This window comes from Burkholderia sp. PvR073, from assembly GCF_054055695.1.
In genome coordinates this window covers 208535-232508 of record NZ_JBSRXO010000004.1, presented here as the reverse complement: position 1 = coordinate 232508, position 23974 = coordinate 208535, and the positions used below count along the sequence as shown (strand labels likewise).

Below are 23974 nucleotides of genomic sequence, written 5' to 3'. Positions count from 1 at the left end.
GGCGATGCCTACTTGTTGCCGGCCGTCTCCGACAGCCGCTTCATCGTCGCGATGCGCGCGCCGATCAGGTCGACGCGCCCGTCCTCGCCGACGAGCGGCGCCGTCGCATCGCGGAACCCGACCCATGCGCGTTGCGCGCGCACGAGCGTCGCGGCCGAATGCGCGGGCATCTTGCGACGCAGCTTCTGGTAATAGCGGTTCAAATCGAACAGCGCATGCTCGCACGCGGCATCCTCCCCGCACGGCCGCACGCGGCGGATCGCCGGATCGCGCGACCCGTTCGCCGGCTTGCCGCCGACTGCCGCGGCAGCGCCCGGCGCCGCGCTCACACCGCCCTGCGCACCGCTCGTGGCGGCCACCGGCACGGCGGCAGGCGGCGGCGCATAGCGGTCGGCCGCCGCGCGTAGCGCCAGCGCGCGATCGCGCACCGGCTGCAGCTGCATGTCGGCGCTCGACATCGCATATGCCGTGCCGCGCGTCGTGTCGTACACGGCCTTCAGCAGCTGAATTTCATCCTTGCGCCACGTGACCCAGTGGCGCTGGCTGTCCTGCCAGCCGCGCTTCACGTCGGCCGGCGCATCGTCCGACAGGCGCTGGTACGCGCGGTCCATCACCGTCTGCCACTGCTGCTGCGCCTCGCCCATGCACTGGATCTGGCCGGCCGTCGACGACCGGTCGCGCCGCGCGAGACACTGCCGCATCGCGACGTCGATCGGGTCGGCCGCCGCCACTTCCGCATGCGCGGCATTCAACCCCGCCGGCCCTGCCGACCACGCGGCCCAGACGACGAGCGCGGCCAGCGCCGCGCGCATCGTCCGGATTCGTCCCTGCGTCGCCATCAGTCGCGCACGCAGTCGACGAAGTACTCGACGCGACCGTTCACTTCTTCCGCGACGAGGCCGTGGATGTCGGTATGGAAGCCCGGGAAGCGTTCGTTGAAGTCGCGCGCGAACCGCAGGTAGTTCACGATCGTCTTGTTGAAGCGCTCGCCCGGGATCAGCAGCGGAATGCCCGGCGGGTACGGCGTCAGCAGGATGCTCGTCACGCGGCCTTCGAGCTCGTCGAGCGGCACGCGGTCGATCTTGCGGTGCGCGAGCTTCGCGAACGCGTCCGACGGCTTCAGCGCCGGCTCCATGTCCGACAGGTACATCTCCGTCGTCAGGCGCGCGATGTCGTTCGCACGGTACACGTCGTGGATCTGCGTGCACAGGTCGCGCAGGCCGACGCGCTCGTAGCGCGGATGCTGCGCGACGAATTCCGGCAGCACGCGCCACAGCGGCTGGTTGTTGTCGTAGTCGTCCTTGAACTGCTGCAGCTCGGTCACCATCGAGTTCCAGCGGCCCTTCGTGATGCCGATCGTGAACATGATGAAGAACGAGTACAGGCCGGTCTTCTCGACGATGATCCCGTGCTCGGCCAGGTACTTCGTGACGATCGCGGCCGGAATGCCCGTCTCGCCGAACTCGCCGTCGACGTCGAGCCCCGGCGTGATGATCGTCGCCTTGATCGGGTCGAGCATGTTGAAGCCTTCCGCCAGCGGGCCGAAGCCGTGCCAGTGGTCGTTCGGCTTCAGCATCCAGTCCTCGCGCGAACCGATGCCTTCTTCCGACAGGTCGTCCGGGCCCCACACGCTGAAGAACCAGTCGTCGCCGTATTCGGCGTCGACCTTGCGCATCGCGCGGCGGAAGTCGATCGCCTCGGCGATCGATTCCTCGACGAGCGCGGTGCCGCCCGGCGGCTCCATCATCGCGGCCGCGACGTCGCACGACGCGATGATCGCGTACTGCGGGCTCGTCGACGTGTGCATCAGGTACGCCTCGTTGAAGCGGTGCTTGTCGAACGTGCGGTTCTCAGAATCCTGCACGACGATCTGCGACGCCTGCGAGATGCCCGCGAGCAGCTTGTGCGTGGAGTGCGTCGCGAACACGAGCGCGCCCGTGCGCGGACGGCCGTCGCCGATCGCGTGCATGTCGCGGTAGAAGTCGTGGAACGTCGCATGCGGCAGCCACGCTTCGTCGAAGTGCAGCGTGTCGAGCAGGTCGCCGAGCAGGTCCTTGATCATCTCGACGTTGTAGACGACGCCGTCGTACGTGCTCTGCGTGATCGTCAGGATGCGCGGCTTCAGGTCCGGATTCTCGCGCAGCGCTTCGCGTGCGAACGGGTTCGCCTCGATCTTCTTGCGGATGTTCTCCGGCTTGAATTCGTCGCGCGGGATCGGCCCGATGATGCCGAAGTGGTTGCGCGTCGGCGTGAGGAACACCGGAATCGCACCCGTCATCGTGATCGCGTGCAGGATCGACTTGTGGCAGTTGCGGTCGACCAGCACGATGTCGCCGGGCGCGACCGTCGCGTGCCAGACGATCTTGTTCGACGTCGACGTGCCGTTGGTCACGAAGAACAGGTGGTCCGCGCTGAAGATGCGCGCCGCGTTGCGCTCGGATGCCGCGACCGGGCCCGTGTGATCGAGCAGCTGGCCGAGTTCGTCGACTGCGTTGCAGACGTCCGCGCGCAGCATGTTCTCGCCGAAGAACTGGTGGAACATCTGGCCGAGCGGGTTCTTCAGGAACGCGACGCCGCCCGAGTGGCCCGGGCAGTGCCACGAGTACGAGCCTTCGTCCGCGTACTTGACCAGCTCCTTGAAGAACGGCGGCGCGAGCGAGTCGAGATAGACCTTCGCCTCGCGGATGATGTGGCGCGCGACGAACTCCGGCGTGTCCTCGAACATGTGGATGAAGCCGTGCAGTTCGCGCAGGATGTCGTTCGGCAGATGCCGCGACGTGCGCGTCTCGCCGTACAGGAAGATCGGGATGTCCGCGTTGCGGCGGCGCACTTCGGTCACGAACGCGCGCAGCTCGATGATCGCGGTCGCCAGCTCGGGCAGCTCGCCGTCCGAGCCCGTTTCGCCGAGCATGAGTTCGTCGTCGTCGATCGACAGGATGAAGCACGACGCGCGGCTCGACTGCTGCGCGAACGACGTCAGATCGCCGTAGCTCGTGAGGCCGAGGACTTCGACGCCCTCCTTCTCGATCGCTTCGGCCAACGCCCGGATGCCGGAGCCCGAGATGTTCTCGGAGCGGAAATCTTCGTCGATGATGACGACGGGAAAACGAAACTTCATGGGCGATTCTCCAAAAAGAACGACCGCGGCGCGTCACGCGCAGCGGTCACCCGGAAACCGGTGAGACGATATGCAACCAGATCAGGTTTTCGGCAGCGTGACACCACGCTGACCCTGATACTTGCCGCCGCGATCGGCGTACGACACGTCGCACACCTCGTCGCTTTCGAAGAACAGCACCTGCGCGACCCCTTCGTTCGCGTAGATCTTCGCGGGCAGCGGCGTGGTATTCGAGAATTCCAGCGTGACGTAGCCTTCCCACTCGGGTTCGAACGGCGTCACGTTGACGATGATCCCGCAGCGCGCGTACGTCGACTTGCCGAGGCAGACCGTCAGCACGGTGCGCGGGATGCGGAAATATTCGACGGTGCGAGCCAGCGCGAACGAGTTCGGCGGGATGATGCACACGTCGCCCTTGAAGTCGACAAACGAGCCCTCGTCGAAGTTCTTCGGATCGACGATCGTCGAATTGATGTTGGTGAAGATCTTGAATTCGTCCGCACAGCGGATGTCGTAGCCGTAGCTCGACGTGCCGTAGCTGACGATCCGGCGACCGTCCTCGGACGCGCGAACCTGATCCGGCACGAACGGCTCGATCATCTTGTGTTCTTCGGCCATGCGCCGAATCCACTTGTCGGACTTGATGCTCATGCGAGCCTCCGCCGGGCCGTCCCAGGAAGGCTGACCGCCCCGTCGGAGGGCAGCGAACAAAGTGAGCGTTGGGGTCGTTTCATATCGGGGCGCCTGGAAACGCTGCGTGACAGTCGGTGACGGCCGTACCCGCGAGGCAGCGGCCGGGAAAGGCGCACATTTTACGCGATCATCGGCTCGCGCACGCGGCGACCGTCAACGGATCACGCCGCACGCGAGCGCAGCGCCCGCGCCATGCTGCGAAAAGATCGGATCGCTCGGGTCGCGGTGCACCAGCGCCGCGCGGTTCAGCGCGGAGCGCACGCCATCGAGGGCCAGATCGGGCGCGACGATGAAACCGGCCGCGACGCCGTTCGCGTCCGCATGGATATTGCCGAGATCGCCGGCGACCCGCGCACCCGCGCGCAGGCGCTCGGCGGCCGGCGCGAACACCGGGCCGGCGCTCGAGCCGTCGCCCGCGTTGCAGTCGCCGCGCTCGTGCACCTGCAGCGCGTGATCGCTGTTCGGCGGCAGGCCGACCAGGTTGTACGTGACCTGGACGCCGTCCGGGCGTTCGACGAACGTCACCGCGCCGCGTGCCTGCGAGCCGACCGTCGGCTGCAACTGCGCGTCGGCGCGCTTTTCGTGCGACGAGGAAAAGGAGGTACAGCCGGCCAGCAGGCCCAGCGCGGCGGCGGCCAGCAGCGCGCGCCGCGCGCGGCCGGCGCGCACGCCGTGATGTCGTTGGTTCATTCGATCCTCATGCCGGCTGGCGGCTGTTTGATACGGCCGCCATGCCGGGTGGGTAAAGGGACCCGGGAAAAGTCGCCATGATACCGCGCCTCGCGGCGCCGTAAACAGCGTGAGCCCCCGCCCCGCAAGGGTTTTACGTATTTTGAACAACGATCGACGGGAACTTCGACGTCATGTCGCGCGCGCGCTCGGCGATCGCCAGCGCGACGCCGCGCGCGATGTCGCGATAGCGCCGCGCCAGCGCGCCGTCCGGCTCGGCCGCGACCGTCGGCGTGCCGCTGTCGGCGCGCTCGCGGATCGCGATGTCGAGCGGCAGGCTGCCGAGCACGTTCACGCCGTAGTCCTGCGCCATCCGCTCAGCGCCGCCCGCGCCGAAGATGTGCTCCTCGTGGCCGCAGTTCGAGCAGATGTGGATGCTCATGTTCTCGACGATGCCGAGGATCGGAATCCCGACCTTCTCGAACATCTTCAGGCCCTTCTTCGCGTCGAGCAGCGCGATGTCCTGCGGCGTCGTCACGATCACGGCGCCCGTCACCGGCACGCGCTGCGCGAGCGTGAGCTGGATGTCGCCCGTGCCCGGCGGCATGTCGACGATCAGGTAGTCGAGCTCGCGCCAGTTGGTCTGGCGCAGCAGTTGCTCGAGCGCCGACGTCGCCATCGGGCCGCGCCACACCATCGGATTGTCTTCCTCGATCAGGAAGCCGATCGAGTTCGCCTGCAGCCCGTGGCCGACCAGCGGGTTCATCGACTGGTTGTCCGGCGACTCGGGGCGCTGGCCGTGAATGCCGAGCATCGTCGGCAGCGACGGACCGTAGATGTCCGCGTCGAGAATGCCGACCGATGCGCCTTCCGCGGCGAGCGCGAGCGCGAGGTTGACGGCCGTCGTGCTCTTGCCGACGCCGCCCTTGCCCGACGCGACCGCGACGATGTTCTTCACGTTCGGCAGCAGCTTCACGCCGCGCTGCACCGTGTGCGCGACGATCTCCTGCGACACGGCGACACGTGCGTCGCGCATGCCCGGCACGGCCTTCAGCGCAGCGGCGATGCGCGCGCGCACGTCATCGTGCTGGCTGCGCGCGGGATAGCCGAGCACCACGTCGACCGCCACGGCGTCGCCGTCGATCGCGACGTTGCGCACGCCCTTGTTCGCCGCGTACGGACGGTCGGTATTGGGGTCGACGACAGCCGCCAGTGCGGCGTCGACTTGTGCCCGGTCAATGCTCATCGAAACTCCGTGAAAACGTTTTTCTCCCGCGCAAACGTCAAAAAATATCAAATTACGCTGCGAAAATCAGGAAAAGTGAAAGAATCTGTTGCATGCCATTGCGCGAACGCGCGCGGCGGCGCACTCTTCGCGTGCGGCATGCTATGGGGCCAAATCGGCCGCCAACCGCCTATATTGTAGAGGCTGACGCGTCACCCTGTCCGGAACAGCCACGCTGGCGAACAGGGCATGCTGCCGCCTCGGCGGCTGCCGCGAGCCCGGGCCTGCCCTCCTTTTTCGGGCGCCCGTGGAGGGAGCCGTAACTGTTGTTTGTCGTCGTTGTCGACTCGTTCAACCAAGAAAGAGAGGAATCCAAGATGAACATGAAAATCGCTACCCGCTTGTCCGTCTTCGCATTGGCCGGCGCATTGCTGGCAGGCTGCGCCACGCAGCAAGGCAACAACGCGGCTGTCGGCACCGGCACCGGTGCGGCGCTGGGCGCGGGCATCGGCGCACTGGCCGGTGGCGGCAAGGGCGCGGCGATCGGCGCGGGCGTCGGCGCACTGGTCGGCGGCGTGACCGGTTACAACTGGCAAGCGATCAAGAACAAGCTCGCACCGTCGGCCGCCCAGACCGGCACGCAAGTGACCGAGCAGCCGGACGGCTCGCTGAAGCTGAACGTGCCGAGCTCGGTGACGTTCGCGACGAACCAGTACGCGATCACGCCGGCCTTCACGCCGCTGCTGAACGACCTGGCGACGACGCTGAACCAGAACCCGCAACTGACGGCATCGGTCGTCGGCTACACGGACAGCACGGGTTCGGCACAGCTGAACCAGACGCTGTCGCAGAACCGTGCGCAAAGCGTCGTGAACGCGCTCGTGCAGCGCGGCGTCGCGGGCGGCCGCCTGTCGGCCCAGGGCATGGGCGCGTCGAACCCGATCGCGGACAACGCGACCGAAGCCGGCCGTGCGCAAAACCGCCGCGTCGAGATCTACCTGCGCGCGCCGCAGCAGCATCAGTAAGCATCGCCACAAGAGGGAACGGGGCCGTGCGCCACGCGCACAGCCCCGCTGCACAAGGCTTCCAGCAGGATCCGTGACAAATCGAAAAAAATTTCGAACTTCCGTCGCGGCCTGCGGTCTGTCTTTACGGTACGCGGCTGGCGCTGCCGGCGCGTCACCATTCTCCTCTTGTCGTTGTTGCTCCGGGGCCGAATCCGCCCCGGTTTTTTTTGCCCGAAAATCGTGTGCTGCATTGCAGCATTTCACTACCGGGCACGCGTCCCCCGCCCTCTCGCCCGTTGCGGCGCCCGCTCCCGAACACCCGCCCCGGCTGACCGGCGCGCGCCCCTGCTAGAATCGCAGTTTCCGTCGTTTCCGCCGTTCTTCTACAGACCCTATGTCCGCATCCGACCTGACTTCCGTGCAGGCTACGGCGCCGCAAGGCCGCCGCCAGATCCTCGTTACGTCCGCACTGCCCTATGCCAACGGCCAGATCCACATCGGCCACCTGGTCGAGTACATCCAGACCGACATCTGGGTGCGGACGATGCGAATGCACGGCCACGAGGTCTACTACATCGGCGCCGACGACACGCACGGCACGCCGGTCATGCTGCGCGCCGAGAAGGAAGGCCTCACGCCGAAGCAGCTGATCGACCGCGTATGGACCGAGCACAAGCGCGACTTCGACAGCTTCGGCGTGTCGTTCGACAACTTCTACTCGACCGACTCGGACGAGAACCGCGTGCTGAGCGAGAACATTTATCTCGCGCTGAAGGAAAACGGCCTGATCGCCGAGCGCGCGATCGAGCAGGCATACGACCCGGTCAAGGAAATGTTCCTGCCGGACCGCTTCATCAAGGGCGAGTGCCCGAAGTGCCACGCGAAGGACCAGTACGGCGACAACTGCGAAGTGTGCGGCTCGACCTACCTGCCGACCGAACTGCTGAACCCGTACTCGGTGGTGTCGGGTGCGACGCCGGTGCGCAAGACGTCGACGCACTACTTCTTCCGCCTGTCCGACCCGCGCTGCGAGTCGTTCCTGCGCGAATGGGTCAGCGGCCTCGCGCAGCCCGAAGCCACCAACAAGATGCGCGAATGGCTCGGCGACGCCGGTGAAGCCAAGCTCGCCGACTGGGACATCTCGCGCGACGCGCCGTACTTCGGCTTCGAGATCCCGGGCGCGCCCGGCAAGTACTTCTACGTGTGGCTCGACGCGCCGGTCGGTTACTACGCGAGCTTCAAGAACCTGTGCGACCGCGAGGGCATCGACTTCGACGCGTGGATCCGCGCGGGTTCGACGGCCGAGCAGTATCACTTCATCGGCAAGGACATCCTGTATTTCCACACGCTGTTCTGGCCGGCGATGCTCGAGTTCTCGGGCCATCGCACGCCGACCAACGTGTTCGCGCACGGCTTCCTGACGGTCGACGGCGCGAAGATGTCGAAGTCGCGCGGCACGTTCATCACCGCGCAGAGCTACATCGACACCGGCCTGAACCCCGAATGGCTGCGCTACTACTTCGCCGCGAAGCTGAACGCGACGATGGAAGACATCGACCTGAACCTCGACGACTTCCAGGCGCGCGTGAACAGCGACCTCGTCGGCAAGTACGTGAACATCGCGAGCCGCGCGGCCGGCTTCCTGATCAAGCGTTTCGACGGCCGCGTGCAGGACAGCGCGATGAACCATCCGCTGGTCGCGAAGCTGCGCGATGCGATCGCCTCGATCGCCGCGCACTACGAAGGACGCGAATACAGCCGCGCGCTGCGCCACACGATGGAGCTCGCGGACGAAGTGAACGCGTACGTCGACGGTGCGAAGCCGTGGGAACTCGCGAAGGATCCGGCCAACGCGGTCGCGCTGCACGAAACCTGCAGCGTGAGCCTCGAGGCGTTCCGCCTGCTGTCGCTCGCGCTGAAGCCGGTGATGCCGCGCGTGGCCGAAGCCGTCGAAGCCTTCTTCGGAGTCGCGCCGCTCACGTGGGCCGACGCCGCGACGCCGCTGTCGTCGGCGCAGCCGATCAAGGCGTACCAGCACCTGATGACGCGTGTCGATCCGAAGCAGATCGACGCGCTGCTCGCCGCGAACCGCGATTCGCTGCAGGCCGACGCGGCGGGCGCCGCTGCCGCGGGCGCGACCGCCGCCAACGCCGCGAAGGATGCGAAGAACGCCAAGGCCAACGCGAAGGCAGTTGCCGCGAACGGTGCCGACGACGCGCCGATCTCGATCGACGATTTCGCGAAGGTCGACCTGCGCATCGCGAAGATCGTCGCGTGCCAGGCCGTCGAAGGCTCGGACAAGCTGCTGCAGCTCACGCTCGACATCGGCGAGGAAAAGACCCGCAACGTGTTCTCGGGCATCAAGTCGGCCTACCAGCCCGAGCAGCTCGTCGGCAAGCTGACGGTGATGGTCGCGAACCTCGCGCCGCGCAAGATGAAGTTCGGGCTGTCCGAAGGGATGGTGCTCGCCGCGTCGGCGACCGACGAGAAGGCCGAACCGGGCCTCTACATCCTCGAACCGCACAGCGGCGCGAAGCCCGGCATGCGCGTGAAGTAAGCAGCACACGCCGCTGCTTGACCAAGAAAGCCTCGCACGATACGTGCGGGGCTTTTTTTCATGGCGTGGCGCGTGCAGCACCGCCCGACGCGCAGCGCGCGCGAGTTCCGCTAACATGGCGACGACATCGGGCCCGCCGGATTCCGAAGACCGCCTCGAGCGGTCACCCCTGGCCGTGGCGGCGGGCCTCGCCCCAGAACAACGACATGACACACACTTCCGACGCCCCGCCAGCGGAACGCACGCGTGCTTCGCCGCGCCCGAGCCGTGCCCGCGCCCCGATCACGATTCCGCTCGTGCCGATCGCGCACGCCAACGCCGTCGCGCCGCTCGTCGCACGCAGCCGCGCGTTCGACACGCTCGCCCGGCGCTTCGCCTGGCTCGCGTTGCGCGAGCCGCCCGCCGACGACAGCCGCCGCTGGCATGTCCATACCGTTGCCGGCCGAACGATCCGCTTCGCGCAGCCGCTCACGTTCACGCCGTACGCCGCGGCGCAGCCCTGCTCCGCACGCTGCCGGTTCTGCTCGGAAACGCTGGTCGACGAAACCGCGTCGGGCCCGGTCGCGGCAGGCCTGCGCCCGCCGGCCGACTATTTCGACACGCTGCGGCGTGCGCTGCGGGCCCTGCGCGGCGTGCCGCTGTCGTACTCGCTGTCCGGGCTCGAGAACACGGACGATCCGCGCTGGCTGCTGTCGCTCGTCACAACGCTCGGCACGGCCGGCGACGACGGTCCGGACGCGACCGGCAGCGTGCTGTACACGAACGGCGCCGGGCTCGTCGAACACGGCGACGCGCTGCTGCCGGCCCTCGCGGACTTCGGGCTGTCCTGGCTCGAATGGTCGCGTCATCACGACCGCGACGACGTGAACCAGTCGATCATGCGCTTTCGGCCCGGCCGGCACGTGATGCACCAGCACGCATTCGAAACGGCATTTGCCGCCGCGCGCGAGCACTTCCCGGTCAAGCTCGTCTGCATCGTGCAGCGCGGCGGCATCGAGACGCCGGCGGACGTGCTCCGCTACCTGGCCCACGCACGTGCGCTCGGCGCCCGCGCGGTGATCTTCCGCGAGTTCTCCGCGCTGCCCGACACCTATCGGCACAACGCGACGCGGCGCTACATCGACCGCACGCGGGTTCCGATCGACGCGCTGCTGCTTGCCTGCGCGGCGGACGCCGCGTTTTCCGCGCAGTACGAACCGATCGCGCTGACGGGCGGCTACTACTTCTGGAATGCGCGCTGGACGCATCGCGACGGCTTCGAGGTCGTGTTCGAGACCTCCGACTACGGCGCGATGCGCGAGCACGAGTTGCGCGACGCCGTGTACAAGCTCGTGTTCCACCCGAACGGCAACCTGTGCGCCGGCTGGCATCCGGCGCGCGACATCCTGTGGAGCAACGATGACCGCCGTGACTAGCTGGCTGCGCCTGACCGACGAGGCCGCCGACACCACCCTGCCCGCCGACCTGCGCGCGCGGGATGCGTTTGCCGCGCGCGATTGCGGCTGGGTCGAGCAGATGGTGCCGTTCATCGGCAGCCACGCGACGCCGGGCGGCTGGATCGTCGATCCGTTCGGCGGCTTCGGCACGACGCTCGTCGCGGCCGCGCGATGCGGCGTGCCGGCGCTCGGCGTCGAGATCGACCCGACGCGCGTCGCCTTCGCACGCGAACGACTCGCGCGCACGGGCGCGCCAGCCGCCCGCTACCCCGTGCTGGCCGGCGACCTGTCGAGCGACGCGACGCAGGCCGCGGCACGCCGCGCCGGCGGCCCGTTCACGCTGTGCCTGACGAGCGTGCCGTACTTCGGCTGCGCCGGGCTGCCCGACAGCGCGCGCGACGGGCAACTGTACGGCGTCGATTGCTATGCGCCGTATCTCGAACGGATGCGCAACGTGTTCGCCGGCGTGCATGCGCTGCTCGAACCCGGCGGCTGGTGCATCGCGATGGCGCAGAACCTGCGGGTCGGCGGCCGGTTCGTGCCGCTTGCATGGGATGTCGCGCGGCTGCTCGGCGAGCGCTTCGTGTTGCACGAGGAACGCGTGCTGATCTACGAGCGCGCCGACGGTCCCGCGCCGCACGGCGCCGGCGCCACCGACCGCACGCATGAATACGCGCTCGTGTGCCGCAAGGCGCCGCTCGCGAGCGACGCCGACGCGGCCCGCGCGCTGGTTGCCGCGCTGACGCGCGCCGGTTTCGCGTTCGCGGTGATCGGCGGCTTCGCGCGACGGCTCGCGGCGGCAGCGGACGATGCCGCCGCCGATGCGCTGCTGAACGACGTCGACCTCGTCGTGCCGCCCGACGATGCGAACCTGTCGCGGCTGCTGCAATGGCTCGACGCCGACGGCTTCTCGATCGAATCGTGGAATGCGCGGGTGACGCCGCCGGTGGCGGCCGCCGCGCTGCAATACCGCCACTACTTCCGCGCGCGGCGGATCGATGCACGCGGCCGCTGGCTGCAGGTCGACGTGACGGTCGCCGCTACGCGGGAAGACTTCGACGCATGCATGCGCGCCAACCCGAGGCCGGGCGCGTCGGGCTGAGCGGGCCCGGAGCGCGCCCCTTGATCACCGCTGGCTGAACCAGCGATCGAAGCGCCGCGTGTAGTTCAGGTCGACGCCCTGGAACGTGCCGCCATACGCGGACACCGACCAGAAGCGCGTCAGGTTGATCGTCGCCTTGAACGCGTTGCTCGCCGATTGCAGCCCTTGCTCGTAGCCGAGCACGAAGCGCTCGTTGATCGCCTTCGAGATCTGCACGACCTGCGAATCGGTCAGGCCGACATCGCTGCGGCCGATCGAGAATTCGTCGAGACCGATGCTCTGCGCGACCCGCTTGCCGGTCGCGCTGCCGAGCAGCGCAAGCGCGGCGGTCATCGCATTCTGCTGGCCGACGTTGTTGCCCTGGTCGGTGCCGTGACCGAACAGCAGCCACGACAGCTTCTCGTTGTCGGTGACGTTCGGCTCGGACACGAGCTTGACCGTCGGCGACTGGATCGTGCCGATGACCTGCACGCCGGCCTCGACCTCCTGGTTGCGCCGCATCGCGAGGATGTTGATGCCCGGATTCGACACCGGGCCGTTGAACGTGAAGAAACCGTTCTCGACCGCGAGCTTGCGGCCGAACGACGTATAGGTCGACCCTTCCGTCACGCGCACGTTGCCGACCGCGCGCAGCGGCACGCCCGGCGCGCTCATCACGGTGATCGTGCCGCGCAGCCCGAGGTCCGCGCCGTGGCCCCTGAAGCGGAAGTTGTTGCCCAGGCCGATGTCGATGTTGGCGCGCGGCGCGAGCGACGGCGCCGGCTTTTCGTCGACCTTCTGCGGCTTCGCGACCGCGGTGCCCGTCTGCACGTCACCGCGCACCGTGCCGTCCGGGCGCACGATCACGACGTCGTCGGACAGATGCGGCGCCCCGTTCTCCGGCAGGTCGAACAGCGCGCGGTCGACGACGAACTTGCCGTCGATCGACAGCGCGCCGCGCGGCCCGTCGTTCGCGACGGTCGCCTTGCCCGACAGCGACAGCTTGCGATCCGGCGCCGCGAACAGCTCGAGCTTGTCCGCGACGATGCTCGCGGTCAGGTCCGGCGCCTCGCCGTCGAGACGCACGCGGCCGATCGCGCGCAGCGTGCCGTCGCCACCGTGGAACTCGACCTGCTGGAATTCGACGAGGTTCTCCGCGAGCTTCACGCGCACGATGCCGTCCTTCAGCTGCACACCCTGGTCGACGAGCGTCGCGGACAGATCGTCGCCCGTCAGCATCCCCGACACGTTCGGCTTTACCGGCGTGCCCGCGATCGTCAGGTTCAGCGCCGCACGGCCGCCGAGCAGGTAGCTCGGCCCGAACAGGTTGCCGGTCGCCTTCAGCGACGGGATGTCGGCGTCGATGCGGCCCGACAGCGGGCCGTCGTCGACGACGCCGAACACGCCGTCGCGCAGCGCGAACGGCACGGTGACGTTCGCGGCGAGCGAGCCGATCCGGTTCGCCTTCGCGAGCGCCACCACGTTGAGCCGGTTGCCGGGGACGAAGCTCGCGCGCGCGGACAGGTCGGTCAACCCGAGCGATGCGATGCCGCGCCCGCTCTCGATCGTCACGTCGCCGCCGCGCCGCTTCACCTGCACGTGGCCCGTTGCATTCGCGCCGAGCGAGAAGTCCCAGTCGGCATCGAGCACGACGTCGGTGCGCACCGGCGGCCGCTGGCCCGTCAGCACCTGGCGGATCTCGAAGAAACGCGCGACCGATGCATCGCGCACGGAGCCTGCGGAGCGCATCTGGCCGCGATCGAACACGAACGACTTCAGGTCGATCGCCGCGCCTTCGAGCGTGAGCCGCGTCGCGCCGAGCGTCACGCGGCCGGCGCCGGCCGATACGGTGAGCGGCGCCTGCAGCGCGAGCGCCGGCGTGCCGCGGTTCGCGAGGCGCGTGACGGTGCCGTCCCAGCGCATCCCGTCGCGGTTCTCGACCACGGCGCCGTTCGCCGCGAGCGTCAGGTTGATCACGCGGCCGTCGGCGATCCCCATCGCTGACGCATCGAGCGTGTGCTTCGCGCGCGTGCCGTCGAGGTTCGCGCGCAGCGATTTCAATTGCAGCGAGCCGAGCGCGATATCGGTCGCGTCGGCCGTGAACACGAGCGCGCCGTGCGCGCCGTCGCGGATGTCGGCGTGGCCCTGCGCGGCGCCGATCCGGTTCGAGCCGACCACGACGTGCTGGGCCTTGTAGGTGGCCGTCACGTTCGGATGCGCGAAGCTGCCGGTCAGGTCGCCCTGGGCCTGCACGAGCCCCTGCATGCCGAAGCCGAGCCGGTCGAGCTCCGGCGCGTCGACGACGAAGCGCAGCCGGTCGCCCGGCGCGCCGAAGCTGCCGCGCAGGTCGACATGGTTGCCCGCGATCGACAGGGTCGCGTTGCTCGGCAGAATCCGCGTGCCGACCAGTTGCACGACGCCGGCGCCGGTCAGCGGCACGCCGTCGTACAGGCTGTCGCCGAGCTTGAAGGTCGCCTTTGTCGACACCTGCGGCGCGAACGCGCCGGAGGCCGTCAGCGTGCCCGATACGCGCGTCTCGCCGTGCTTGGCCGGCGCCTTGGTTGTCGCTTTGGCCACGTTGGCCGTCTTTGCCGGCTTTGCAGCCGCCTTTGCAGCCGGCTTGCCGCCAGCCGCGCCCGGCGCATTCATCGCGGCGAGCAGCAGCGGATCGAACGCTGTCAGCGTCGCCTTCGCGTCGTAGCTCGAATGCGCGTCGTGGCGGAACACGCCCGTCAGGTCGATACGGCCCTTGCCAGCCGTCACGCGCGCATCGGTCAGCACCGTCTGTTGCGCCGTCAGCGCGACCTTCGCACGCGCGCCGAGCGCGAGCTTCGGATCGTTCAGGTTGAAGTCGACGGTCGTCACGTCGCCCGCGAGCGTCACGCCGAGCGGGCCGCCGAGGCGCATCGGCCGCAATTGGGCGACGAATGCATTGAGGTCGAGATTCGCGACCTGCAGGTCGAAGCGGCCCTTGCCGCCCGTCAGCGTGCCGCTGCCGGTCACGCTGCCATCGCGGATCAGCTTCAGCGCGAGGCCGTCGATCCGCTGCGCATGCGCGTCGAGATTCACGGTCGCATACGCGTCGACGACCGGCAGCAGGTGCTCGCCGAGCAAGCCGGGCTTCGCGTTGACGATCGACACCGGGCCCGTCACCGCGAAGCCCTTCGCCGGTGCGGCGCCGGCCGGCGCGGTCACGGGCGCCAGCTCCGCGCGCACCGCGAGATCAGCGGCCGGCGCCCCCGGCGAAATCGCCTGCGGGTTCACGTGCTCGAACGCGATCGACGCCCGCGTGAGCGGCACCGCGCCGAACGGCGCGGCCTCGACGTGCGCGCGCCCGTTCAGCTTCATCCCGCTCGCGGCGACGTCGGCGACCAGCGCCTCGAGCGAACCCGATACGTTCGCGCTCGCGTTGATCGGTTCGTCGGCGAGCTTGCCCACGTAGGTCGCGTTGCCCGTCAGCGCGAACGGCTTCACGCCGTCGAGCTTCGCGCGCGCGGTGAGCGCGCCGTACGGCGTGTCGACGCCGTCGAGCGCGAGTTCATGGTGACGGCCGTCGCTGCGGCCGTTCAGCGCGAGATGGTCGAGCTGCGTCGTCGAGCCGCCTTCGTGGATCGCCAGGTGATCGACGCGCAGGTCGTCGATCCGCACCTGCAGCGGCAGGCTCAGGTCCTGCGGTGTCGTGGCCGGTGTCGACGGCCCCGGCACGATCCGCACGTCGATCGTGCCCGCGCGCAGGTACGCGACCGACAGCCGCCACGGCGCGCGGGTCAGCGCCCAGCGGCCCTCGAGCCGATCGATCCGCACTTCGGTGCCGGCGCCGCCGGGGCTCGTCCACGCGAAGCCGCGCAGCCGCACGCCGGTCGCGAGCGCGCCGCCTTCCAGCGTGCCCGTCAGCCGAGCGCCCAGCACGCGCACGGCCGTCTGCCATGCGAGCCGCGTGCCGCGCTCGGTCGTCGCGGCGGCCAGCACGAGCCCGACCGCCAGCACGACGAGCAGCACGACCGTCGCGAGCGTCCACCCGACGATCCGGCCCGCCCGCGTGCGGCGCGGTGCGCGCGGCGGCGCGGCGGGCACGCGCTCGGGCGAATCCGGATCGTGAGGCGGCGGCGTGTCGTTCGGGTCCTTCGTCATGCGGTTCGTCGTGGATCGGGCAATAAGGTCAGAAAGCGATGCCGAGCGTCAGGTACGGGCGCACGCTGTGGTTGCGCAGCCCGTACGCGACGTCGACGTTGATCGGGCCGACCGGGCTGCGCCAGCGCGCGCCGATGCCGACACCCGGATAGAACACCTTCTCGCCCCACGCATCGGTCGCGGTGCCGATGTCGAAGAACGTCGCGGCGCCCCAGTCGCGGTTGAACCAGTGCTGGTATTCGGCGGTGCCCGTCATCAGGTACTTGGTCGGCAGCACGGAGCCGGCGACGCTGTTGCCGATGCTCTGGTAACCGTAGCCGCGCACCGAGTTCGAGCCGCCCGCGCGGAACAGCAGCGACGCCGGCACGCCGGTCGAGCTGCCGCTCGTGAACACGCCGCCGAGCTCCGCGCGGAACACGAACAGGTCGCGCTTGCCGACCGGCACGTACTGCTGGCCGCGCGCGTAACCGCGGATGAAGGTCTGGTCGGTCAGCACGCCCTTGATCGCGAAGCCGGCCTCCGCGTGGATCAGGTTGCCCGAGCGCGGGAACAGCGGATCGTCGACGTTGCGGCGCGTCCATGACCACTGCGGCACCAGCGCGCGGCTCGTAGTCGGGCCCGCGCCGTTCTGGTCGAGCCGGTCCTGGTAGTACATCAGCGAGTACGCGTAGTCGATGAACTGGCCGGTGCGCGTACGCTGCGCGCCGATCCGCGCGCTGTAGATGCGCGTGTCCGACACGTTGGTGTTCGTGTACGACGCGAGCACGCTGTTGGTCCACCCCTTCTCGCCGGGCGGCATCGACAGCTGCACCTGGCCGTACTGCTGGATCTGGTCGACCCGGCCCGACACGGTGAACGGCCACGCGGCGCCGAACGTGTCGAGGTACGTGTACGAGCCCTGCACGTGCGGGCCCGTGTCGGTCGCGTAGCCGACGCCGCCGCGAATGTTGTTGTACGGGAACTCGCTGACCTTCACGTGCACGGGCGTGAGCTCGGGCTTCGACGTATCGTCGCCGACGTCGATCGCGACACTCGCGTAGTACGGCGTGTTCTGCAGTTGCCGCTGCAGCTCGGTGATCCGCCGTGCGTCGTAGATCTCGCCTTCGGACAGCGGGTTGACGTTCGTGACGATCTTCTCCGGATAGCGGCGCACGCCGTCGACGTCAACCTTGCCAATCGTAAATGTCGGGCCGCTGTCGAACGCGACGGCCAGCGTCGCGCGCTGCGTGCGCGGATCGATGCGCGCCTCCGACGACGTGATTTTCGCGCCCAGGTAGCGGCGCGACTGCAATTGCTTGAGCGCCTCGCCCTTTGCGGTGTCCCAGTCGGACTGCGTGAATGGATCGCCGGGCTTCAGCGAGAACGCGAAGCGGGTCGCGGTCTCCTGCTTCGGATCCTCGGTGTCGACGGGCCCCTTGAACGTCAGGTCGACCGTCGACACGACGGTCTGCGGCCCCGGATCGACGGCGACACGGACGTCGCGCTTGCCGTCGCGCGTGCGCACGTCGGTGCGCACGACCGGCGAAAAATAGCCGGCCGTCGCGGCCAGGTCGCGAACCTGCTGCGGCGTGGCGGTCACGAGGAAGTCGAACTGGTCGTCGCTGATGTCGTCGCGCTTCGCGAAGCGCGCAATGTCGAGATGGGCCTTGAGGAGCTTGCGGATCGAGCGCGGCGCGTCGATGTCGACGTCGTACTTTGCGTAGGCCGGCAATACGACGCACGCGGCGAGACAGCCCACGAGGGCGGCCCGGGCCGCGGCACCGACGCCGCGCCGTGCGCGATCACCCGCGTGACGGGCCGCGCGCGGCCCCGCCTCATGCGCCGGATATGCTTGCTGGTTCGCCTGACCCGCCAAATATGACCTCGCCCTCGGTTGTCATGGTTTCGTGGAAAGCCCTGTATTTGACCACAGGGCAGCGGCCCTGCCCGCGCGGGCGCCGCTTTGACGCTTGCGCGCAACGACGCGCGCGCCCGGCCAGTCATGCCCGGCCAGCCGCGCCGCACTCGCCGGCCAGCGGATTCGACGCGCGATTGCCGCCGGCTGTTCCCCGCGATGCGGTAAAATCCCGCCATCGAGAATCCGGCGCATCGTGCGCCGCCCGAAACGGAAAGCCAAGCCATGCCGTACCAGTCCGACGTCACGCAATTCCTGAATCAGCTCAAGCAACAGAAGCCGACGCTCGAAGCCGAGCAACGCAAGGGCCGCTCCCTGCTGTGGGACAAGCAGCCGATCGACCTCGACGAGCGCGAAGAGCAGCAGGAATCGCGCGTGAAGCAAACGTCCTACGTCTACTACCAGAACTTCTGACGACGTGAGCGCCGCCGACGAGGCCAGCGCCGCCCGGCAGGACGACGCGGTCGCCGCGCCCGCGGGCGCCGATTCGACGCCCGACACGGTAGATGGCGTCGCGGCGTTCGCACGCCTGTACGGCGAGCCGCTCTTCAAGCTGCCGCAGGATCTCTACATCCCGCCCGATGCGCTCGAGATCTTCCTCGAGACGTTCGAAGGCCCGCTCGACCTGCTGCTGTACCTGATCCGCAAGCAGAACTTCAACGTGCTCGACATCCCGATGGCGCAGGTCACCGCGCAGTATCTGGGTTATGTCGACCAGATCCGCACGTCGAACCTCGAGCTGGCCGCCGAATACCTGCTGATGGCCGCGATGCTGATCGAGATCAAGTCGCGGATGCTGCTGCCGGTCAAGAAGGCCGACACCGGCGAGGAAGCCGAGGATCCGCGCGCGGAACTCGTGCGCCGCCTGCTCGAGTACGAGCAGATGAAACTTGCCGCGCAGCGCCTCGACCAGTTGCCGCAGCTCGGCCGCGACTTCCTGCGCGCCGAGGTCTACATCGAGCAGAGCACCACGCCGCGCTTCCCGGACGTCGATTCGAACGACCTGCGCGCCGCGTGGGCCGACGTGCTCAAGCGCGCGAAGCTCGTCCAGCACCACAAGATCTCCCGCGAGGAACTGTCGGTGCGCGAACACATGAGCCTGATCCTGCGCCGGCTGCAGAATGCGCGCTTCATGGAGTTCGCCGACCTGTTCGACACGTCGCGCGGCGTGCCGGTCGTCGTCGTGAACTTCATCGCGATGCTCGAGCTCGCGCGCGAGTCGCTCCTCGAGATCACGCAGGCCGAACCGTTCGCGCCGATCTACGTGCGCCTCGCTTACCTGCCCGCCTAAGGGGCGCCCCCGCGCCCGCGTCGTCCCCGCACACCGCCACACACCGCATTGCGCCGCCGGGCCCCGCCCGGGCGGCCGGCCAGCGGCACGCCCGGCCAAAAAGTGAACGACCGTACTTTTTTCGATGCACCCGGCGGCCAAATCCTCTACAATCCGCCGACGCCCGATGCGCCGCCCGCGCGCCGGCGTTCTCCGCTTCGACCCCGACGCCGCTGTTGCGGCGCCAACGCGCGCATGCGCGAGGAACCCGCTACCCGATCATGAAAGTCATCAGCTCGATCCAGGAACTGCGCGACCAGTTGCGCGGCCAGAACCGCACGGCGTTCGTGCCGACGATGGGCAACCTGCACGAAGGTCACCTGTCGCTGATGCGCCTCGCGCGCCAGCACGGCGACCCGGTCGTGGCGAGCATCTTCGTCAACCGGCTGCAGTTCGGCCCGAACGAGGATTTCGACAAATATCCGCGCACGCTGCTGGACGACATCGAGAAGCTGCAGAAGGAAAACGTCTACGTGCTGTTCGCGCCGACCGAGCGCGACATGTATCCGGAGCCGCAGGAGTATCGCGTGCTGCCGCCCGACGACCTCGGCGGGATCCTCGAGGGCGAGTTCCGCCCGGGTTTCTTCGCCGGCGTGTGCACGGTCGTCACGAAGCTGATGTCCTGCGTACAGCCGCGCGTCGCCGTGTTCGGCAAGAAGGACTACCAGCAGCTGATGATCGTGCGCCGGATGTGCCAGCAGCTCGCGCTGCCGGTCGACATCATCGCGGCCGAGACCGTGCGCGACGAGGACGGCCTCGCGCTGTCGTCGCGCAACCGCTATCTGACGACCGACGAGCGCAAGGAAGCGCCCGAACTCGCGAAAACACTTCAGCGCGTGCGCGACGGCGTGCTCGGCGGCGAACGCGACCTCGGCAAGCTCGAGCAGACCGCGTGCACGCACCTGGCCGAGCGCGGCTGGGCGCCCGACTACATCTCGATCCGCCGCCGCGCGAACCTGATCGCGCCGAGCGCCGCCGAGCTCGAAGCCGGCGAGCCGCTCGTCGTGCTCGCGGCCGCGAAGCTCGGCGCGACGCGCCTGATCGACAACCTGGAAATCTGACGGGCCGCCCGCCCTCGCCTCTCACGCATCACGGAGATACCATGCAGCGCCACATGCTCAAATCGAAGATCCACCGCGCGGCCGTCACGCACTGCGAGCTGCATTACGAAGGCTCGTGCGCGATCGACGAAGACCTGCTCGAAGCGGCGAACCTCGTCGAAAACGAACGGATCGACATCTGGAACATCAACAACGGCGAGCGCTTCTCGACGTATGCGATCAAGGGCGAGCGCGGCAGCGGGATGATCTCGCTGAACGGCTCGGCCGCGCGCCGCGCCCAGCTCGGCGACCTCGTGATCATCGCGGCGTTCGCGATGGTCGACGAAGCCGAGCTGCAGGCCGGCTGGAAGCCGAAGCTCGTGTTCATCGACGAAGGCAACAAGATCAAGGGCCACCGCGATCACGTGCCGACCCAGAACTGGACCTGAGCCAGGCGGCCGCCGGCGTGTCGCGACACGTCGGGTCGCGGTCGCGGCGCCGCGCGCGCCGTGGCGGCCGGTGTCGTGCAGCCGTATACGTACGAAGGGCCTGATCCGGCGCGATGCCGGATCAGGCCCTTCGTCATTGACCGGATCGCCGCCGGTCCACCGCCGTCGGTTCGCTCCGGGCTCGGCCGGTGCGGTCAGGATGCCTTGCCGACCTTCTCCGCTTTCGGCGCGCGGCGCTCGGCCCATTCGACGATCGGCCGCCACTGCTCGAGATCCTTCTCGACGCGGCTCTTCGCGACGTCCCACAGCGTCAGGCCGTGCGCGGCGATCTGCACGTAGTTCTGCGTGTCGCGCACGTAGCCGAGCACCGGCAGCCCGAGCCCCTCGACGAAACGATGCAGCTGGTCGGACGAGCGCGTGCGCGCGTCGACCCGCATCCCGACGATCCCGACCTCGACGCTGCCCTTGCGCACGGCCTTCTCGCCGGCGAGGCGCTCCAGAAACTGCTGGGTCGCGAGGATATCGAACATCGACGGCTGCAGCGGCACGATCACCTTGTCGGCGAGCTGCAGCGCGACGCTGAGCCGGTTGCCGTGCAGGCCGGCCGGCGTGTCGATCACCGCATATTCGAGGCCGCGCGGCGGCTTCGACGGCGCGTCCGGATCGAGCTCCCACGCCTCGATCGCCGGCAGGCCGGCCGGCCGCAGGTCGAGCCACGCATGCGCGGACTGCTGCCGATCGAGATCGGCGAGCGCGACCCATGCGCCCTGCGCCGCGAAATAGCCGGCAAGATTGGTGGACAGCGTGCTCTTCCCCACGCCGCCCTTCGGATTCGCCACCACGATGACCGTCATGAATTCCCCCAAAAAGCCGCGCGGCGCCTGCCGCCTTGCAGGCGCCGCTCGATTGCGGATACAGGGAGCGATGATATCGGCAAACGGGGTATCACCGGAACGGGTCGCGCCGATGCCCGCCCCGTTTATGCGGTCCGCGTTGCGGCGCGCGGTGCGCCGAGCGCGAACGCGCCACCGCCCAGCAGCGCCTGCACGGCCAGCGTGACGGCCCAGAACGCCGGGTATTCCCAGCCGCCGTTGGGCGACGCGAAGCTCCAGCCGTTCGGCAGATGCGCGGACACCGCGCCGAGCATGAACGGCAGCAGCACGAGCGCGGCGATGCGCACGCGGAAACCCGCGAGCAGCGCGAGGCCGCCGGCCAGTTCGACGAACGTCGTCACGTACGCGAGCCAGCCCGGCAGGCCGATCGACGCGAAGAACTGAGCGGTGCCGGGCAGCGTGAAGACGAACACCTTTTGCGCGACGTGCGCGAGATACAGCACGCCGAGTGCGACACGCAGCAGCGTCGCGCCGAGATCGTTCAGGCGATTGGGGTTCATGGCGAATTCCTTCGTGAGTGGCTGAGAATGGATTGCACTCTATTCGAATCGATTCGGCCGATAAACACGCGCCAAGGCTTTAATTGATTCCTATTGAGAACGAATCGGGCCATAAAAAAGGGCATGACCGATCATGCCCTGACGTCCTGTCTCCGATACGCCTGTCAGCCGCCGCTCTTGCCTTGTGCGGCGTCGCCCGAGCCGGTCGAACCGCCGCCCGGTGTGTACGAGTCGCACGCGTGCGCAAGCGCCGACGCGCCCAGCAGCGCCGCGAGCAGCACGCTCAACCACCATCGAGCCTTCATCGTCGCGCTCCTTCGGGCGGACCTCCGCCCACCTGAGTTGTACGCGATTCTGCGCAAAATGCCAGGCCGGCCGCGCCGCGCCGCGCCGTGCGTCAGCGGAACTCGGCGTACAGTGCGCGCAGGTCGAGATGCTCGGCGAACGAATCGGCCAGCCGCTCCAGCGACGCTTCGCGCAGCGCCGGATAGTCGATGCGTTCCGCGCCGTCGAGCCCGGCCCACGCGAGCAGTGCCGCGCACCCGTCAGGCGCGTCGAACAGCCCGTGCACGTAGGTCGCGAGGATCTGCCCGTCGGCCGACACCGCGCCGTCCGTGCGTACGCCGCCCGGTGCGTCGCCCGCCGCCAGCGCCAGCGCGGGTGCCGCGAGCGCGGGCCCGCGCGTGTCGCCCATGTGGATCTCGTAGCCGTGCACGGCGGCCGCGCCGGGCAGCGCGAGATGCCCGGTCACGTTCTTCAGCGTCTTGTCCGGCTGCAGCGTCGTGTCGAAGTCGAGCAGCCCGAGCCCCGGCACGCTACCGGGCGTGCCCTCGAGGCCCAGCGGATCGTCGAGCGTGCGGCCGAGCATCTGCATCCCGCCGCAGATGCCGATCACCTTGCCGCCATAGCGCAGGTGCCGGCGGATCACCGCGTCCCAGCCCGCGTCGCGCAGCCACGCGAGATCGCGCTGCACGCTCTTCGAGCCGGGCAGGATCAGCAGGTCGGCGTCCGGCACCGGGCCGCTCTTCCAGTACGTGAACTCGACCTGCGGATGCGCGCGCAGCGGATCGAAATCGGTGTGGTTGCTGATCCGCGGCAGCGCGGGCACCACCACGCGCAGCACGCCGGCGTCGCCGCGCGCGGCGGCGCTGCGTGCCTGCGACGGCAGCATGTCCTCGGCGTCGAGCAGCAGCCCGTGCAGGTACGGCAACACGCCGAACACCGGCTTGCCCGTCTGCGCGCGCAGCCAGTCGAGGCCCGGTTCGAGCAGCTTGATGTCGCCGCGAAAGCGGTTGATGACGAAACCACGCACGCGCGCGCGCTCGCTGTCCGACAGGCACGCGAGCGTGCCGACCAGGTGCGCGAATACGCCGCCGCGATCGATGTCGGCCACGAGCACGACCGGGCAGTCCACGCGTTCGGCGAAGCCCATGTTCGCGATATCGCCTTCGCGCAGGTTGATCTCGGCCGGGCTGCCCGCGCCTTCGACGAGCACCGTGTCGTAGCCGGCGCGCAGCCGCGCGTACGATGCGAGCACCGCGTCGAACGCGACCGGCTTGTAGTCGTGGTACGCACGCGCATCGAGGTTCATGCGCGCCTTGCCGTGAATGATCACCTGCGCGCCGCGATCGCTCGTCGGCTTCAGCAGCACCGGGTTGAAATCGGTATGGGGCGCCACGCCCGCGGCGAGCGCCTGCAGCGCCTGCGCGCGGCCGATCTCGCCGCCGTCGGCCGTCACCGCGCTGTTCAGCGCCATGTTCTGCGGCTTGAACGGCGCGACGCGCGCGCCCGCGCGGCGCGCGAGGCGGCACAGGCCCGCGACGAGCGTGCTCTTGCCCGCGTCGGACGTCGTGCCCTGGATCATCAACGTGCCGCGCGGCGGCGGTTCGGGTGCATTCATCGTGTGCAAGGTCGTGGCGAAGCAAAGGCCGCATTATCGCCCGCGCCGCCG

19 protein-coding genes are annotated in these 23974 nt (G+C 68.7%); 8 read left to right on the top strand and 11 right to left on the bottom strand.

Features of this window, described 5'->3' with window-relative positions:
• Positions 1 to 8: 8 nt before the first annotated feature.
• From ACVK00_RS15420 to apbC, 5 genes are all read right to left on the bottom strand, one after another.
• A complete protein-coding gene (locus ACVK00_RS15420) occupies positions 9 to 839 on the bottom strand; it encodes a lysozyme inhibitor LprI family protein (RefSeq protein ID WP_284896274.1) in 831 nt (276 codons plus the stop codon).
• Positions 839 to 3118: an arginine/lysine/ornithine decarboxylase gene (locus tag ACVK00_RS15415; protein ID WP_138847327.1), complete on the bottom strand. Its 2280-nt coding sequence runs from the start codon at positions 3116 to 3118 to the stop codon at positions 839 to 841. The genes ACVK00_RS15420 and ACVK00_RS15415 overlap by 1 nt, the downstream gene beginning before the upstream one ends.
• An 81-nt stretch (positions 3119 to 3199) precedes the next feature.
• Complete coding sequence (gene dcd / locus ACVK00_RS15410; protein ID WP_006398615.1) at positions 3200 to 3769, bottom strand: dCTP deaminase; 570 nt, start codon at positions 3767 to 3769, stop codon at positions 3200 to 3202.
• 195 nt (positions 3770 to 3964) lie between these two features.
• On the bottom strand, positions 3965 to 4501 hold the full coding sequence (gene sodC / locus ACVK00_RS15405) for a superoxide dismutase [Cu-Zn] (RefSeq protein WP_105787525.1): 537 nt from the start codon (positions 4499 to 4501) through the stop codon (positions 3965 to 3967).
• 133 nt (positions 4502 to 4634) lie between these two features.
• Positions 4635 to 5726: an iron-sulfur cluster carrier protein ApbC gene (apbC, locus tag ACVK00_RS15400; protein ID WP_284896438.1), complete on the bottom strand. Its 1092-nt coding sequence runs from the start codon at positions 5724 to 5726 to the stop codon at positions 4635 to 4637.
• A 356-nt stretch (positions 5727 to 6082) separates the two neighbouring features.
• Here apbC and ACVK00_RS15395 point away from each other — a divergent pair, with 356 nt between their 5' ends.
• From ACVK00_RS15395 to ACVK00_RS15380, 4 genes are all read left to right on the top strand, one after another.
• Complete coding sequence (locus ACVK00_RS15395) at positions 6083 to 6730, top strand: OmpA family protein (protein ID WP_006755121.1); 648 nt, start codon at positions 6083 to 6085, stop codon at positions 6728 to 6730.
• A gap of 376 nt (positions 6731 to 7106) precedes the next feature.
• A complete protein-coding gene (gene metG, locus ACVK00_RS15390) occupies positions 7107 to 9269 on the top strand; it encodes a methionine--tRNA ligase (RefSeq protein ID WP_284896440.1) in 2163 nt (720 codons plus the stop codon).
• A gap of 206 nt (positions 9270 to 9475) precedes the next feature.
• A complete protein-coding gene (locus ACVK00_RS15385; protein WP_284896442.1) occupies positions 9476 to 10684 on the top strand; it encodes a radical SAM protein in 1209 nt (402 codons plus the stop codon).
• On the top strand, positions 10668 to 11807 hold the full coding sequence (locus ACVK00_RS15380) for a DNA methyltransferase (protein WP_284896445.1): 1140 nt from the start codon (positions 10668 to 10670) through the stop codon (positions 11805 to 11807). Before ACVK00_RS15385 ends, ACVK00_RS15380 begins: the two co-directional genes overlap by 17 nt.
• A 24-nt stretch (positions 11808 to 11831) precedes the next feature.
• Here ACVK00_RS15380 and ACVK00_RS15375 read toward each other — a convergent pair whose 3' ends face one another.
• Positions 11832 to 15917, bottom strand: a complete 4086-nt coding sequence (locus tag ACVK00_RS15375) for a translocation/assembly module TamB domain-containing protein (RefSeq protein ID WP_284896447.1) — start codon at positions 15915 to 15917, stop codon at positions 11832 to 11834.
• A gap of 28 nt (positions 15918 to 15945) precedes the next feature.
• The gene (locus ACVK00_RS15370; protein ID WP_284896449.1) at positions 15946 to 17772 is read right to left on the bottom strand and encodes an autotransporter assembly complex protein TamA; all 1827 of its coding nucleotides are present in this window, start codon (positions 17770 to 17772) and stop codon (positions 15946 to 15948) included.
• A gap of 264 nt (positions 17773 to 18036) precedes the next feature.
• Here ACVK00_RS15370 and ACVK00_RS15365 point away from each other — a divergent pair, with 264 nt between their 5' ends.
• The 4 genes from ACVK00_RS15365 (at position 18037) to panD (ending at position 20630) form a co-directional block, all read left to right on the top strand.
• Entirely contained in the window at positions 18037 to 18225 is a 189-nt protein-coding gene (locus tag ACVK00_RS15365) for a DUF3460 family protein (RefSeq protein ID WP_166726287.1), read from the top strand.
• 4 nt (positions 18226 to 18229) lie between these two features.
• Complete coding sequence (locus ACVK00_RS15360; protein WP_166726286.1) at positions 18230 to 19102, top strand: segregation and condensation protein A; 873 nt, start codon at positions 18230 to 18232, stop codon at positions 19100 to 19102.
• A gap of 260 nt (positions 19103 to 19362) precedes the next feature.
• Positions 19363 to 20202: a pantoate--beta-alanine ligase gene (panC, locus tag ACVK00_RS15355; protein ID WP_228905206.1), complete on the top strand. Its 840-nt coding sequence runs from the start codon at positions 19363 to 19365 to the stop codon at positions 20200 to 20202.
• Positions 20203 to 20243: 41 nt separating this feature from the next.
• Positions 20244 to 20630 (top strand): aspartate 1-decarboxylase, encoded by a 387-nt coding sequence (panD, locus tag ACVK00_RS15350; RefSeq protein WP_006754524.1) that lies wholly within the window; start codon positions 20244 to 20246, stop codon positions 20628 to 20630.
• Positions 20631 to 20824: 194 nt separating this feature from the next.
• Here panD and ACVK00_RS15345 read toward each other — a convergent pair whose 3' ends face one another.
• The 4 genes from ACVK00_RS15345 to ACVK00_RS15330 all read right to left on the bottom strand — a co-directional run bounded on the left by ACVK00_RS15345 (position 20825) and on the right by ACVK00_RS15330 (position 23923).
• Positions 20825 to 21484 carry a ParA family protein gene (locus ACVK00_RS15345; RefSeq protein ID WP_011657659.1) on the bottom strand — a complete coding sequence of 220 codons (660 nt, stop codon included), beginning with the start codon at positions 21482 to 21484 and terminating at the stop codon, positions 20825 to 20827.
• Positions 21485 to 21609: 125 nt separating this feature from the next.
• Positions 21610 to 22023, bottom strand: coding sequence for a DoxX family protein (locus ACVK00_RS15340; RefSeq protein WP_124827279.1), 414 nt, complete (start codon positions 22021 to 22023; stop codon positions 21610 to 21612).
• Between the two features lie 164 nt (positions 22024 to 22187).
• Positions 22188 to 22328, bottom strand: coding sequence for a hypothetical protein (locus ACVK00_RS15335; protein ID WP_166488180.1), 141 nt, complete (start codon positions 22326 to 22328; stop codon positions 22188 to 22190).
• 92 nt (positions 22329 to 22420) lie between these two features.
• The gene (locus ACVK00_RS15330; protein WP_284896460.1) at positions 22421 to 23923 is read right to left on the bottom strand and encodes a cobyric acid synthase; all 1503 of its coding nucleotides are present in this window, start codon (positions 23921 to 23923) and stop codon (positions 22421 to 22423) included.
• Between the last annotated feature and the right edge of the window lie 51 nt (positions 23924 to 23974).

Bases quoted from the DNA above. Each gene is read 5' to 3' on its own strand.
- ACVK00_RS15335 (WP_166488180.1), bottom strand. From the start codon at position 22,328: ATGAAGGCTCGATGGTGGTTGAGCGTGCTGCTCGCGGCGCTGCTGGGC.
- ACVK00_RS15395 (WP_006755121.1), top strand. From the start codon at position 6,083: ATGAACATGAAAATCGCTACCCGCTTGTCCGTCTTCGCATTGGCCGGC.
- ACVK00_RS15415 (WP_138847327.1), bottom strand. From the start codon at position 3,118: ATGAAGTTTCGTTTTCCCGTCGTCATCATCGACGAAGATTTCCGCTCC.
- panC (WP_228905206.1), top strand. From the start codon at position 19,363: ATGAAAGTCATCAGCTCGATCCAGGAACTGCGCGACCAGTTGCGCGGC.
- ACVK00_RS15375 (WP_284896447.1), bottom strand. From the start codon at position 15,917: ATGACGAAGGACCCGAACGACACGCCGCCGCCTCACGATCCGGATTCG.
- ACVK00_RS15365 (WP_166726287.1), top strand. From the start codon at position 18,037: ATGCCGTACCAGTCCGACGTCACGCAATTCCTGAATCAGCTCAAGCAA.
- ACVK00_RS15340 (WP_124827279.1), bottom strand. From the start codon at position 22,023: ATGAACCCCAATCGCCTGAACGATCTCGGCGCGACGCTGCTGCGTGTC.
- sodC (WP_105787525.1), bottom strand. From the start codon at position 4,501: ATGAACCAACGACATCACGGCGTGCGCGCCGGCCGCGCGCGGCGCGCG.
- ACVK00_RS15345 (WP_011657659.1), bottom strand. From the start codon at position 21,484: ATGACGGTCATCGTGGTGGCGAATCCGAAGGGCGGCGTGGGGAAGAGC.
- dcd (WP_006398615.1), bottom strand. From the start codon at position 3,769: ATGAGCATCAAGTCCGACAAGTGGATTCGGCGCATGGCCGAAGAACAC.
- ACVK00_RS15330 (WP_284896460.1), bottom strand. From the start codon at position 23,923: ATGAATGCACCCGAACCGCCGCCGCGCGGCACGTTGATGATCCAGGGC.
- ACVK00_RS15380 (WP_284896445.1), top strand. From the start codon at position 10,668: ATGACCGCCGTGACTAGCTGGCTGCGCCTGACCGACGAGGCCGCCGAC.
- apbC (WP_284896438.1), bottom strand. From the start codon at position 5,726: ATGAGCATTGACCGGGCACAAGTCGACGCCGCACTGGCGGCTGTCGTC.
- ACVK00_RS15385 (WP_284896442.1), top strand. From the start codon at position 9,476: ATGACACACACTTCCGACGCCCCGCCAGCGGAACGCACGCGTGCTTCG.
- metG (WP_284896440.1), top strand. From the start codon at position 7,107: ATGTCCGCATCCGACCTGACTTCCGTGCAGGCTACGGCGCCGCAAGGC.
- ACVK00_RS15420 (WP_284896274.1), bottom strand. From the start codon at position 839: ATGGCGACGCAGGGACGAATCCGGACGATGCGCGCGGCGCTGGCCGCG.
- panD (WP_006754524.1), top strand. From the start codon at position 20,244: ATGCAGCGCCACATGCTCAAATCGAAGATCCACCGCGCGGCCGTCACG.